The 13,858-nt window shown below is 41.2% G+C and carries 9 protein-coding genes and 1 pseudogene; 4 read left to right on the forward strand and 6 right to left on the reverse strand.

Translation table 11 applies throughout. The annotated features are described in order from the left end of the window. The first annotated feature begins 11 nt into the window (after window positions 1-11). Window positions 12-832, forward strand: a pseudogene (locus tag FTU58_RS00495) (IS5 family transposase). A 259-nt stretch (window positions 833-1,091) separates the two neighbouring features. On the opposite strand, the gene metH reads toward FTU58_RS00495, so the two are convergent. Next, complete coding sequence (gene metH / locus FTU58_RS00500; protein WP_180061918.1) at window positions 1,092-4,781, reverse strand: methionine synthase; 3,690 nt, start codon at window positions 4,779-4,781, stop codon at window positions 1,092-1,094. Between the two features lie 497 nt (window positions 4,782-5,278). On the opposite strand from metH, the gene FTU58_RS00505 reads away from it, so the two are divergent. Then, window positions 5,279-6,895 (forward strand): inorganic phosphate transporter, encoded by a 1,617-nt coding sequence (locus FTU58_RS00505; protein ID WP_136144404.1) that lies wholly within the window; start codon window positions 5,279-5,281, stop codon window positions 6,893-6,895. Between the two features lie 128 nt (window positions 6,896-7,023). Here FTU58_RS00505 and FTU58_RS00510 read toward each other — a convergent pair whose 3' ends face one another. The 3 genes from FTU58_RS00510 to FTU58_RS00520 form a co-directional block, all read right to left on the reverse strand. After that, a complete protein-coding gene (locus FTU58_RS00510) occupies window positions 7,024-8,571 on the reverse strand; it encodes a hypothetical protein (protein WP_004972044.1) in 1,548 nt (515 codons plus the stop codon). Window positions 8,572-8,823: 252 nt separating this feature from the next. Next, complete coding sequence (locus tag FTU58_RS00515) at window positions 8,824-9,018, reverse strand: hypothetical protein (RefSeq protein WP_004972042.1); 195 nt, start codon at window positions 9,016-9,018, stop codon at window positions 8,824-8,826. Window positions 9,019-9,335: 317 nt separating this feature from the next. Continuing rightward, window positions 9,336-9,953, reverse strand: a complete 618-nt coding sequence (locus FTU58_RS00520) for a rhomboid family intramembrane serine protease (RefSeq protein WP_180061919.1) — start codon at window positions 9,951-9,953, stop codon at window positions 9,336-9,338. A 157-nt stretch (window positions 9,954-10,110) separates the two neighbouring features. Between FTU58_RS00520 and nfuA the strand changes: the two genes are divergently transcribed. Further along, window positions 10,111-10,749 carry a Fe-S biogenesis protein NfuA gene (gene nfuA, locus FTU58_RS00525; protein WP_168418699.1) on the forward strand — a complete coding sequence of 213 codons (639 nt, stop codon included), beginning with the start codon at window positions 10,111-10,113 and terminating at the stop codon, window positions 10,747-10,749. 66 nt (window positions 10,750-10,815) lie between these two features. On the opposite strand, the gene FTU58_RS00530 is transcribed toward nfuA, so the two are convergent. After that, entirely contained in the window at window positions 10,816-11,835 is a 1,020-nt protein-coding gene (locus tag FTU58_RS00530; RefSeq protein ID WP_180061920.1) for a hypothetical protein, read from the reverse strand. A gap of 18 nt (window positions 11,836-11,853) precedes the next feature. Beyond that, window positions 11,854-12,915 (reverse strand): alpha/beta fold hydrolase, encoded by a 1,062-nt coding sequence (locus tag FTU58_RS00535; RefSeq protein WP_026438298.1) that lies wholly within the window; start codon window positions 12,913-12,915, stop codon window positions 11,854-11,856. Window positions 12,916-13,214: 299 nt separating this feature from the next. Between FTU58_RS00535 and FTU58_RS00540 the strand changes: the two genes are divergently transcribed. Continuing rightward, window positions 13,215-13,829 carry a carbonic anhydrase gene (locus FTU58_RS00540; protein ID WP_004972031.1) on the forward strand — a complete coding sequence of 205 codons (615 nt, stop codon included), beginning with the start codon at window positions 13,215-13,217 and terminating at the stop codon, window positions 13,827-13,829. Window positions 13,830-13,858 lie beyond the last annotated feature (29 nt).

Here is a 13,858-nt window from a genome sequence, read left to right on the forward strand (position 1 = left end):
ATCATTGTTGCATGAACTACTCAAAAGTAAAAACACTGCCAAGCCAGCAGTTTAAACGACTTGTCGGAATACAACCTTCAACTTTTGCAGAAATGCTTGAAGTATTGAGCGCCGCTCAAAGTGATAGTCGACGAGGAAGACCCTCAATCCTTTCGCTTGAAGATCAGCTATTGATGACCTTAAGCTATTGGCGTGAATATCGCACACTTTTCCATGTTGCGATGACCTATGGTATCCATGAGTCAAGTGCTTCACGTATTATTCAAAAGATTGAAAACCTTTTTAATAAAATCCGATAAATTTCATTTACCTAAAAAGTTACCACAAGGCGAAGGTGTAGATTGGGAGGTTATCGTGATTGATGCCACCGAAATGACGATAGAACGTCCAAAAAAAACAGAAAAAGTACTATAGCGGCAAGAAAAAGCGTCATACGATCAAAGCTCAGCTGACGATTCACTACAAAACTGGTCAGATTATATCAACAGCCATTGCACAAGGCAGTGTGCATGATTTTCAATTATTCAAAAAACAGCATAAAAAACAAAAATTCAAGGCATTGTTGCTTGTAGATAAAGGCTATCAAGGTTTGAATCGACTAGGAGTGAACTGCCTTACTCCCTTTAAATCAAGCAAAAATAAGCCATTGACGCTGTTACATAAGCAAATCAATCGTGAAATTGGAAAACGACGTATCCGAATTGAGCACGTAAATGGTAAATTAAAGACCTTTGGAATTCTTGCTGAACGTTATCGCAATCGGCGTAAACGCATGGGTTTACGCCTTAATTTGATTGCTGCAATTTACAACATGGAATTGATTAAAAAATGATTTTTGCAAGAGATACAAGGTCTATTATAGTTCTAATTTGCCTTGTTGCATAAAGGCTTCGGAGATAGATCTCCCCCCTAAGTTATACAATTTAATTTACAGTCTCTTTGAAGCAAATTTTTGTACCTGATATTAATTCAATGCAATTTAGCTAAATCTTCGTTTTAACAAAAAGCCAGTGAATTTTACAATTCACTGGCTTTTGAAATGACATTATATAGCGCATGGGCAGATGAACCACCCATGCAGCGCAATGCACTTAATTAATCGAATCATCCAAGTTTGGAGCTAACCAACGCTTCGCTTCATCTAAACTCCAGCCTTTACGCTGTGCATAATCTTCAAGCTGATCTAACGAGATTTTACCCGCGTTAAAGTACTCAGAAGCAGGGTTGGCATAGTAGAAGCCGCTCACAGATGAAGGCGGCCACATTGCAAAGCTGCTCGTAAGCTGTGTGCCAATCTTTTCAGTCGAACCTAACCAGTTAAACAGTGTGGCTTTTTCAGAGTGCTCAGGGCACGCAGGATAGCCCGGTGCAGGACGAATCCCTACATATTTCTCTTTAATCAGCTCTTCATTGCTTAGCTGCTCATTCGGCTGATAGCCCCAGAATTCTTTACGAATACGCTCATGCAAATGCTCTGCAAATGCTTCTGCAAAACGGTCACCCAAAGACTGCACCAAAATGGCAGAATAGTCATCGCCTTTGGCTTTAAACTCATTGGCCATTTCTTCCGCACCAAAAATCGACACGGTAAAGCCGCCCAAGTAATCTTGCCCTTGCTCTGTAGTTGCGACAAAGTCTGCCAAAGACAAGTTTGGTTTACCTGTGACTTTGTCTGACTGTTGACGAATATGATGGAAGGTATGCGTTACTTGATTACGTGCTGCATCATATACTTGTACTGAATCTGCCGCAGAACGGTTGGCAGGGTAAATCCCAAAGACTGCACGTGCATCAAAGCGATTATTTGCAATAATATCTTTGAGCATGGCTTGCGCTTGGTTATATAAGTCGGTTGCAGCTTCGCCCACCACTTCATCTTCCAGAATTTTCGGGAATTTGCCCGCCAAACTCCAAGAAATAAAGAATGGTGTCCAGTCAAAGTATGGCAACAAGGTTTCAAGCGGGTAATTGGTCAGCACTTGTGTACCAATTAATTTTGGTACTGCAGGCGTGTAGTTGTCCCAATCAATTTTTAAACCATTGTCGATGGCTTCTGCATACGACAATTTCGCAGCTTTTGGTTGCTTATTGGCAATACGTTCACGAATTTTAGCGTATTCGGCACGATGCTCTGCAACAAAAGCAGGTTTCATTTCAGGGGAGAGTAAGGTTGTCGCAACACCAACGGCACGCGAAGCATCGGCAACATAAATCACTGCATCATTTGAGAACTGTGGATCAATTTTAACCGCAGTATGTGCTTTAGATGTGGTAGCGCCACCAATCAACAATGGAATGTTAAAGCCTTTACGCTGCATTTCTTTGGCAACAAAAACCATTTCATCTAAAGATGGGGTAATCAGACCAGACAAGCCAATGATATCGACTTTTTCGTCAATGGCAGTTTGCAGGATTTTTTCTGCAGGTACCATCACACCGAGATCGACAATATCGTATCCATTACAGCCCAAGACTACGCCCACAATATTTTTACCAATGTCGTGAACGTCACCTTTTACCGTTGCCATCAAGACTTTACCTTTAGACTGACCTTCGGTTTTTTCAGCTTCGATGTACGGGTTGAGCCATGCAACGGCTTGTTTCATCACACGGGCAGATTTCACCACTTGTGGCAGGAACATTTTACCTGCACCAAACAAGTCACCGACCACGTTCATGCCATCCATCAACGGGCCTTCAATCACATCTAATGGACGTTTGGCTTTCAGGCGCGCTTCTTCGGTGTCTTCATTAATAAAGGTGGTGATGCCTTTAACTAAAGCGTACTCAAGACGTTTTTCGACAGATTCACTACGCCATTCTAAGTTTTCTTCGGCTTTTTGTGCGCCTGATTGACCACGATATTTTTCTGCCACTTCTAGCAGTTTTTCTGTGGCATCCTGACCGCTTTCACCTTGGTTCTGGTTCAGAATAACGGCTTCAACTGCTTCTTTCAGTTCTTTCGGGATGTCATCGTAAATTGCCAACTGACCTGCGTTGACAATCCCCATGGTCATGCCTTGCTGAATAGCGTGATATAGGAATACCGCGTGAATGGCTTCACGTACAGGTTCGTTACCACGGAATGAGAAAGATACGTTCGATACACCGCCTGAAATCATGGCATGCGGCAGGTTTTGTTTAATCCAGCCTGTGGCTTCAATGAAATCAACAGCGTAGTTGTTGTGTTCTTCAATACCTGTCGCAACTGCAAACACGTTCGGGTCAAAAATAATGTCTTCGGCAGGGAAGCCAACATCATTGACCAACACATCATAAGAGCGTTTACAAATTTCACGTTTACGTGCTGCTGTGTCGGCTTGTCCGACTTCGTCAAAGGCCATAACAATGACAGCTGCGCCGTATTGGCGGCAGAGGCGGGCTTTTTCGACAAACTCGTCATAACCTTCTTTTAAGGAAATAGAGTTGACAATGGCTTTACCTTGTACGCATTTCAAGCCTGCTTCAATGATTTCCCATTTAGAGGAGTCAATCATGATAGGTACGCGAGAAATATCAGGCTCAGATGCCACCAAGTTCAGGAAGTGCACCATCGCACCTTCTGAATCGAGCATGCCTTCATCCATGTTGATGTCGATGATTTGCGCACCGCTTTCTACCTGTTGACGAGCAACATCTAAGGCTTCGGCAAAGTTTTCTTCACGAATTAAACGCAGGAATTTTTTAGAACCTGTGACGTTGGTACGCTCACCCACGTTCACAAATAATGAATCATCATAAATGTTAAATGGTTCTAAACCACTTAAACGGCATGCAGGTTTAATCTCTGGAATTTTACGCGGTGGAATGTCTTTTACCGCATTGTAAATCGCGCGGATATGATCAGGCGTTGTACCACAGCAACCGCCTGTAATATTGATCAAGCCGCTTTCAGCAAATTCTTTGAGGAAAGCTGCGGTTTCTTCAGGCGTTTCATCATAACCACCAAATGCATTTGGCAAGCCTGCGTTCGGGTGTGCAGAAACAAACACATCGGCAACGTCTGAAACGGTTTTAACGTGTGGACGCATGGCATCTGCGCCCAAAGCACAGTTAAAACCAATTGAAAGTAAATCGCCATGACGTACCGAGTTCCAGAAAGCTTCTGCAGTTTGACCCGTTAAGGTACGTCCTGAAGCATCGGTAATGGTACCTGAAATCATCAACGGCAATTCACGCCCGAGCTGTTTAAACACTTCTTTGACCGCAAAAATCGCAGCTTTACAGTTTAAGGTGTCAAATACAGTTTCAATGAGCAGGATATCTGCACCACCTTCAATTAAGGCATGCGCAGCTTCAATATAGTTTTCTTTGAGTGCATCAAAGCTAATGTTACGAAATGCAGGGTCGTTTACATTTGGTGAAATTGAACAGGTACGCGATGTTGGCCCAAGTACACCTGCCACAAAACGTGGTTTGTCTGGTGTTGAATATTTTTCACAGGCAGCTTTGGCTAAACGCGCTGCTTCGCGGTTAATTTCTGGAACCAAATCTTCCATGTGATAGTCAGACATAGAAACGCGTGTGCCGTTAAAGCTGTTGGTTTCAATAATGTCTGCACCCGCATCTAAGTAGGCTTCGTGAATACCCTGAATAATGTGCGGTTGGGTCAGTACCAATAAATCATTGTTGCCTTTGAGGTCATGTGCCCAATCTGCAAAACGCTCACCACGATAATCGGCTTCTTCCAATTGATGGCGTTGAATCATAGTACCCATAGCACCATCGATAATTAAAATTCTTTGGGCAAGAAGCGCTTTCAGGGTGGTAAGCGTGGACATAAAAAACCCTTTATGACTGAATCCGAAATGAGCGCTATTTTAGCAGAGTTCGCACGGCTTTCGTGCACTTGAAGCGACCAGAGAGAGTGGAAGTCGTAAAAATAGTGCATAAAGCAGTATTTTTAGGATTTTGCTGTAGCTTTTGAACCTAAATAAAAGTTGTGATGAGGAACATTCTAATTTTGATTTTACTTTGATGCGTCATCGCTTTGTCATATTGCTCAGGCAAAATTGGCTCACGGTAAATTTTGTCTGAAATTTTAGGCAAATATGACAAAGGTGTAACAATCTAAATTAGAGAGAATGGCATAAGAAAAGTAGGTTTATTTATTCTAAGTGTTTAAATTTAAATGTTAATTTTAATTTTATGCACAAAAAAAACAGCTTAAAGTGTGAAAATAAAGTATGAAAGTTGCTTTATATAGCAGCTCTTTGTCATATAATTGTCACAATTTAATTGAACAATAAGGGGATTTTAAATCCTCTTTTCTGCTTGCATGAATTCTAATCCAACTCCTGTAGATTCAGCACACAAGTCGACCACTAAATCGACCAATGTTCATGTGCCTACACCGAAATTTTTTATGCCGGTGTTTTTAACGATCATCGTTTCTACCCTTATTTATATTGGTTTCCAATTGTCTGCGGACTTATCCCACGTGCCTGCGCTAAGCATGTACTCGGTGATTTTATTGGCGACCGCTTTATTCATCGCCTTAGGCTTTGAATTTGTGAATGGTTTCCACGACACAGCTAACGCAGTGGCAACGGTTATTTATACCAATGCCCTGTCTGCACCTGTGGCAGTAATGTGGGCAGGGTTCTGTAACTTCCTTGGGGTTATGGTGGCCAGTGGGGCAGTTGCCTACGGTATTATCGCCTTGCTTCCAGTCGAACTAATTATGAATGTCGGTTCAGGCGCAGGCTTTGCCATGGTTTTTGCCATGTTGATTGCCGCGATTGTCTGGAACTTGGGAACGTGGTACTTCGGTATTCCTGCTTCAAGTTCGCACACTTTAATCGGTTCGATTTTAGGTGTGGGGATTATGAACTACTTGATTAACTCAGGTGCGGGTGCAAGTGGTGTAGATATGGAACAAGTCATGAAAGTGGGCAAGGCTTTATTGTTCTCGCCACTGATTGGTTTTGCTTTTGCTGCGATTTTGTTCTTCTTGGTGAAAAAAATCTTCAAGAAACAAATGGAGTTGTTCCAGCCGCCTGAAGGCAATAAGCCACCACCACCTCTGATTCGTGCCATTCTAATTTTTACTTGTACTGGGGTAAGTTTTGCGCATGGTTCAAACGATGGTCAAAAAGGCATGGGTTTAATCATGTTGATTTTGATCGGGATTGTGCCGTTGGCGTACTCATTAAATAAAGAGTTAGGCCAAAACCACATTCAATCGTTCCAGCAGCTTTCAACGCAAACGGCTGATGTGATTTATCCACAACATGCCGATATGCCAGATGAAAAAGCGCGTCAGATTATTACTAGTTATATTCAGACCAAAGAAATTACTCCTGAAGTCGTGCCTGCTTTGGCAAGCTTAACGGATCATTTGGGTGAGCGTGTGGGTCAATATGGCAACTTGAAAGATGTGCCTGAAGCTGAAGTAGCAGAAATGCGTAATGATATGTATTTAAGCACGACTTCATTCAAGCGTTTAGACAAAGCCAATGCCTTGCCTGAAATGTCGGAAGAACAGAAAAAAGTGGTTAAAAGCTACCGCAGCCATTTAGATTCATTCTTACAATACATTCCAACTTGGGTCAAAGTTGCCGTTGCCTTAGCACTAGGCTTGGGTACGATGGTCGGCTGGAAACGTATTGTGGTGACTGTTGGTGAACGTATCGGTAAGCAGCACATGACTTATGGTCAAGGTATGTCTGCCGAGCTTGTGGCCATGTCAACTATTGCTGCTGCAGATGGTTTGGGGATGCCAGTTTCAACTACACACGTACTGAACAGTGCGGTGGCAGGTACCATGGTGGCAAATAAATCGGGTCTGAATTTCCAAATGGTGCGTACAATTCTTTCGGCTTGGATTTTCACTTTACCTGCGACAATTTGTTTATCGGGTAGCTTGTTCTGGTTGTTCTTAAAAGTGTTTTAATCCATTCTCAACTTTTTTGAGTGGTTGAAAAAAGCGCTGTGATGATACAGCGCTTTTTTTATACCTGCAGATCAGTCTAGAGAAATATTTGCAGGCAAGTTTTTGAATAGATAGATTAGCGGTTTACATTACTTTTTAAATTTTTGGATGACTTTGTCCAGCGGTAATTTATCTGCAGCAAAGCCATAGAGCGCAGCGAAAGGTAGGGCCGTTCGTGCCAAATACGCCACGCGCCACAATCCACCATGGTTCGCACCTTCCATCATCAATTCGAGCGGATGCTCAAGTTTCACTTCAGGATTGGCTGCCGAGTTTGGATTGCGTAAGTCATGAATCCACAATGCCGCCATAATCGCATTGGTGGTTTCAGGACTAAATGCTTCAACATCAAACAAACTTGCGCCACTAAATGCTGCTTTGAGTAATGGATTTTTGGTCACAGAGTGTGTGGTGGTCGAAGGTGCAATATTGATGCTGACATGCTGTCCTTGATGACGCGCTAAAATTGCACGCCATTGCTGGATGCGTTTTGCTAAAGCATAGTTTGGCCCTTGTTCAACCACCAAACAGTCGGCAATACCATAATGTTGACCATTGTCTGAAGCAATTAAATTATGCAGATTCTTTTGGAAGAAATGACTGCGTGAAATGGTTTCAATACTTTTGGTGAGTAGCTTTTGCCCTTGTGAACGCTGCTGAAACTTCTCTGCCGATGCGCTAATCACTTCTTCAGGAACGGCATAAACATCGGTTGGGGTACACATAAACATAAGGCTGCTATCAGCTTTGTGTTCGCTGACATATTGCATAATGGCATCCATCGCCATCGCAACACGCACGTGTTTTTCACCATCTAAATAGGCAATGGCTGCTAAATCTAGCGTTTCAGGTTTTTGAGCTAACCATTGTGCAATTTCTGGGGTTTGTGTCAGTAGATTTGCACCCAACTGTTCTGTTAAAATATCAAGTGGGGTATCTGCCGCGAGTTGTGTTGTACTGGGTGCATATAAGGTGGCATTGCCTTGTTGCACAGTGCTTAAAATTTTATTCCACACACGGCTATTTGGTAAATCGACTGCAATAATATTGGCTTTCCATTTGGCTAACCATGTGAGTGGCCCTGCTTCTGAAGCTGCACCAAATAGCACCATGTTACGGTCAGACAAATCAAACCATTCAGGATGCGCCATTGCAGCATTTAACGCTTCGGCATGACTTGGTTCAATAATGCCTGCTGCTAGCCAAATTGCAATTTGATCTAGTAGAGCTTGACCTTGTAACTTTTGCCCACGATACGGCACATACCATTCGGGTGCTGCTTGGCTGCTGCCTTGTAATTTAAAGGTATGTAAAGTTTCAGTAGGCAAGAGCATGACATCTTTCAGCACATATTTTTGCTCATGACGATAAAACTCAAAACTTTGATGCGCTTTTCTTAAACCATCTTCTGCAATTTGAATTGCGTTAGCTTGTTCACGAATACCATTGGTCACGAGGGCTTTAAAGTATTTTGGATAGTGTTTACGCCAGTTTTTTTCTGCCAAAGCATCGACTGAGCTTTGATGATCGACTGTGGCTAAGGCTTCGGCAATAATTTGTTTGCCCGTGCTTGAGGTGCTGGGTTTATGATTTTCTGGATGAATTGGAAACTGTAAGCCATCGTAAGAAGTGGACATGCAAAAACTCGCAAACTAAATTGAAATTAATATACAGATGTATACATTATCTATGCCAAGTTGCGATATGGGGTAGCAAAAACTACCAAAATTGAGTGAAATTTGAATAAAAAAACCTTCACGAAGTGTAAAGATTTTTAATGTGAATGAAATGTTGTTGAGATTTAAAGGTTAGTGTTTAAATGTCTAGGTTCGAATCATAAATGAGTCTGATGCTGTATCAACAATGTTTTATTCACTCAGACCAACAGCTTAACAACGTCCTTTTTTCGCCTGACCTGGAGGACAAAAATCACCATCACCATGCGGATGTTGGTGTGGATAATAGCCTTTCGGGTAGATCGTGCGGTCAGGATCAATCACCACACTGCCTTCAGGGGTATGTACGGCACAGGCGCTTAATCCTAGACTGAGTAACAGGGCGCTTAGAAGTGCAAACTTTTTCATGGCTGACTCCTGATTGCTTGATAGTTTTAGTCTTTATATTCTTAGTATAAGTGCTTGTCGAGTAACTGCATGTTATTTGTTGTGTGCTTTATGCTGTATTGGATCATTCAGATGCTTTCATCAATCAAAAATACTTATCAGCAGTTCATAAAATGACGATTGAAAGTCGTTTTTCCCAATGAGAGAGGCTGAAGATGAGAGGCAATAAATGATGGTGTTAAGCGGATTTATGAAAGCAGTCTATTGACGGATTTGAAAATTCTTTAAAGTAGCAACGACTCAGTGGTAGATGTACCGAGTCGTTATAGTTTTAAAAGTTAAAACGGCAGTTGCGCCAGTTTATTCAGGAAGTGAGGCAAGATGCGTGGTTCAATTAAAATAGTCACAATCACACCATAGGCCGCACCCCATAAATGCGCACTGTGATTAATATTAGAATTGCCTCGTTTACCTGACCAAATGCTATATGCCACGTACAGCACTGCAAAAATAATAGCAGGAACTGGAATGAAGAATACAAAAATCAACTTCCATGGCTCAAATAAAATATAGGCAAATAGCACAGCAGATACCGCTCCTGAAGCACCTAAACTGGCCCAGCGATGGTCATTTTTGTGTTTTAAATAACTTGGAATAATTGCCGCAATTAAGCCACCTAAATAGAACAGCACAAAGCCTAGATCATACAAATATTGACGATAAAAGCTTTCAATAATGCTCCCGAAGAAAAACAGCGTGATCATATTGAACAGTAAATGCGTACCATCGGCATGCACAAAGCCATGCGTGATAAAGCGGTCATATTGCCCACGTTGCATGGCAGGTGGCCAAAAGATCAGTCGGTTCATCAATTCTTGTTTGGAAAATGCCAGCAACGAGACAATGACCGTAATGATGATCAGGGTTACGGTATGATTAATGGGTAAATCGAGCATAAACGCCTATTCTTTTAATTGAATTCTGCTGTAATAATGCATCAAAACCAAGTTTGAGTCGAACTTTGTGAATAAATCCGACAATTTTGGTTGATTTTTTTTTATTACCCCGCATCTTCAGTTAAAATAGCCACTTCAGCTTGAGGAAATTATTGTTATGTCGACTGAGAACAGCAGCACAGCAGTTGTAGATGAAATTCCAAACTTATTGATTACGCCAACTGCTCAAGAGTATTTGAAGGATTTATTGGCAAAGCAAAACACACCGGGTATTGGTGTACGTGTTTTTGTGGAAAATCCTGGTACACCGCGTGCTGAATGTTGCATGGCTTATAGTGCACCTGATGAAGTTGTACCAACAGATTACAAACAGGAATACCCAGACTTTCCTGCATTTATTGACACACCGTCTATTCCATATTTATTGGATGCTGTGATTGATTACAACAAAGACCGTTTTGGTGGTCAGTTGACGTTTCGTGCACCGAATTCAAAAGTGCCACGTGTTGGCCCAGATGCTTCGGTAGAAGAACGTATTACTTATGTTTTACAGTCTGAAATTAACCCGGGCTTAGCAGGGCATGGCGGTAATTGTGCTTTGGTAGAAGTTGTGGAAGATGAAGAACATGGTTTAACAGCAGTGTTGAAATTTGGTGGCGGTTGCCAAGGCTGTTCAGCAATTGATGTGACTTTAAAGCAAGGTGTTGAAACTACTTTGAAGCAGCATGTACCAGAATTAATGCGAGTTGTGGATCAAACCGACCATAGCCAGTCAGATGGTGCTTATTTTAAATAAGTTACTGATTTGAAAATAAAATAACCTCCTGTTTTAGGAGGTTGTTTTTTTATCTGAAATTAGAATTTAATTTGGTTGATCGGTTGGAAGGTTTAAAATTTGTTGTGCTTTTTCAGAATAATAAAACTTTTCTAAATAGTGACGTGCACGTTGTCTTAAATATTGCTCTGCAATCATTTTTTGAATAATTGGATACAGTAGGTTCTGCAATTGCTGCTGCACTAAGGCTTCATCAATATTCAAATCACGTAACAACAAGTCAAAAGGGCGAGCCTGATTGCGGACATACCATGCATAAATGCCGTCATGTACTTGTTGTTTTAAGTAATCACTTTGACGTAAATGATCCCAGATTTCATGACCAAGATTCACGGTTTGGGGTAGGTCTTGAATCTCGATATAATTTTTTAAGGTCGAAAGTGGTAAATCTTTAATTTTATGCCATAAATTTGCCTGAAAATGATACAGCTTTTCATCATCAAAATGCTGATTAAGCACTGACTCACTCATTTGCGTCAGTTTTTGCACATTTTTTTGCAAATAATGCTGAATGGTCTGGTCTAAATTGGTATCGGTAACGCTTTCCAAAACCGATTTACCCATTTTCATAAAACGCGATACGCCAGGCACGCTTTTGGCGATCACCGAATTATCCATATAATCCTGAATGGAATGTTGAATGAGTTGGGTAATCATGGCGGCAAAGGCAGGATTATTCACCACGGCTTTAATCAAACGCTGACGATGTCCACTTTTACTTGCAACATATTGTGCAATTTTGTCGATGGTCAGCACAGGTATCACATCGGCAATTTTACTGCTGTCATTAACAGGGTGTACCAGTGCAAAACGAATATGCTCAGCAATTTGTTCCACTAAAAATGAACTGGCAGGTGTATTTAAAATTTGATGTTGAATCAGTTGATGAATGGCTTCAGATGTCCATAAATCTTGTAAGCTTTGTTTGCGAAACCATTGGTAAAACTGCATAAATTCAGTTTGTACCATTTCACTTTGGTTAAATTCTTGATCTAAAAAATCAAGCTGAGCTTCAATTAGTTGCTCAATGATGGAATGTTTCTGCATGAAGGTTTTATATAATAATTAATTTAGAGGAATCAGTTTATCAGCAAGTGGGTTTTTTAGGTTCTGAGTTTTAGCCAGAAACGGCAAATAATATTGTGCGACTTGTTTTTCAGCTTCCAATAACGGCATGTGTCCAACATTATTAAGAATCACAGGTGTTTCGGCGCGTTTGAGTAAAGATTGTAATTCCTTCGCCACTTCAACATTAATAATGCGATCTTGCTTACCCCATAAAATCAGGGTCGGTGCTTCAATTGATCCTGCTAAACGTGCAAATGAGTCTGGAGTATAAATACGGTTGAGTTTGACAATTTGCTCAATTGCTTTACGGGTTTGTTCTGAGCGAGAAATCAGGACTTCTTCTTGCGCATGTTGAATTTGTGAGGTCATGGCAGGCGGGCTTTGCATGATTTGTTTGGCGACGTCGGCTAAATCGCCATGTTTGCTCACAATTAAGTCATTTAAAGATAATGGATTTTTGGTGTAAGGCGTATTAGCAAGTTTATAAATGCCTGCACTATTGAGTAAAAATAAACTTTGCGTATCAAAAGGATATTGCGAGGCATACACGGTTGCAATTGAGCCGCCTAAAGAATGTCCTGCCACGTGTAAGTTTTCTTCACAGTCAATTGCTTCAATAAATTGACGCAGTTGTGAAGTTACATTCGGAACTGAATTATCAAAATTGCTTGGAGTTTTGGTGTCACCGCTATTGGGTAAATCTGGAATAATCACATGATAATGTGGGGTTAAAAATTGCGCGACACGGTTCCAATTATCACGTGTGCCTGCCAAACCATGAATCAATAAAATTGTGGGTTTGCTGTGCGAGCCACCTTCGTTATAGCTCCAGACGACATCTCCAACACGAATGCTTTTAGAGCTTAGTCCTGCTTGTTTGCGCTGTTGCTGAAAATGATTTTGTAATAGTTTAAGTTCAGTTGCGTTGCTGTTACTGGCGTTATTGTTTTTTGTGAAGGTATATGGATTGGGCGCAGCGCTTTGCACAAGGCAAGATGTACTTAGTCCCAAAGCCAATAAAGTCGTATGTAGATAACGTGATCGAATAAATTTCATCATGAAAACGTCTTCCCCTGACGAACCCAAAACAGGCTCCAATAATGATAGGCACTAGCTCTTAGGTCTAATTGCACAAGTGTATTCTGTCTATTGTAGGCGTTTAAAAATGAAAGTCATCCCTTGCTTTTTTGATCAAAGCTTTGAAATTGGTAGAAAATGTGACCTATCTCAATAAAAAGTGAAAAAATTTATAACAAAAATGAATAAAGAAAAGCGCAGCTGCATATTTTTTTGCAAGTGACATTCATAAAAACTGGCTTTAGAATATCGCAACTTCAAAGATCGGTGGTAAATCAAGAATGCTAACAGCTCAAGAAGCTTTAGAACGTCTTAAACAAGGAAACCAACGTTTTGTTTCTGGTGATACCAGACATCCGAAGCAATTGTCGCACCAACAGCGTGCAGAAATGGCAGAAGACCAAAATCCATTTGCCATTATTTTAGGATGTTCAGATTCACGTGTTCCTGCAGAAATGGTATTTGACCAAGGATTGGGTGATCTTTTTGTAATTCGTGTTGCGGGCAACGTGGTTGCGCCATCACAGGTAGGTAGTGTTGAATTTGCGGCAGAGCGTTATGACTGTGCTGTGGTTGTTGTCTTAGGACACAGTCACTGTGGTGCAATTCAAGCGACAATTGATACTTTAATGTGCCCAGACTGTCCACCATCGGCAAATTTAATGTCGATTGTGAACCGTGTTCGCCCTTCAGTTGAAACCTTAATGCAGACTGAACTGAAAAATGATTTGGCGAAATTGTCTAAGCATGCAGTACGTTCCAATGTATTTGCATCGGTAAATCAATTGCGTCATGGTTCAGCAGTTTTAGAAAACCTGATTGAACAAGGTCAGTTGAAAGTAGTCGGTGCAGAATATTCACTGGAAACAGGTGAAGTGGTTTTTTTTGATTTTTAATCCGAACCGCACAGCAATTAGATTTTCCT

It is taken from the genome of Acinetobacter sp. YH12120, from assembly GCF_013418795.1.
GTDB classification, from domain to species: domain Bacteria; phylum Pseudomonadota; class Gammaproteobacteria; order Pseudomonadales; family Moraxellaceae; genus Acinetobacter; species Acinetobacter towneri.

Bases quoted from the DNA above. Each gene is read 5' to 3' on its own strand.
- FTU58_RS00540 (WP_004972031.1), top strand. From the start codon at position 13,215: ATGCTAACAGCTCAAGAAGCTTTAGAACGTCTTAAACAAGGAAACCAA.
- metH (WP_180061918.1), bottom strand. From the start codon at position 4,781: ATGTCCACGCTTACCACCCTGAAAGCGCTTCTTGCCCAAAGAATTTTA.
- FTU58_RS00515 (WP_004972042.1), bottom strand. From the start codon at position 9,018: ATGAAAAAGTTTGCACTTCTAAGCGCCCTGTTACTCAGTCTAGGATTA.
- FTU58_RS00505 (WP_136144404.1), top strand. From the start codon at position 5,279: ATGAATTCTAATCCAACTCCTGTAGATTCAGCACACAAGTCGACCACT.
- FTU58_RS00520 (WP_180061919.1), bottom strand. From the start codon at position 9,953: ATGCTCGATTTACCCATTAATCATACCGTAACCCTGATCATCATTACG.
- FTU58_RS00510 (WP_004972044.1), bottom strand. From the start codon at position 8,571: ATGTCCACTTCTTACGATGGCTTACAGTTTCCAATTCATCCAGAAAAT.
- FTU58_RS00530 (WP_180061920.1), bottom strand. From the start codon at position 11,835: ATGCAGAAACATTCCATCATTGAGCAACTAATTGAAGCTCAGCTTGAT.
- FTU58_RS00535 (WP_026438298.1), bottom strand. From the start codon at position 12,915: ATGATGAAATTTATTCGATCACGTTATCTACATACGACTTTATTGGCT.
- nfuA (WP_168418699.1), top strand. From the start codon at position 10,111: ATGTCGACTGAGAACAGCAGCACAGCAGTTGTAGATGAAATTCCAAAC.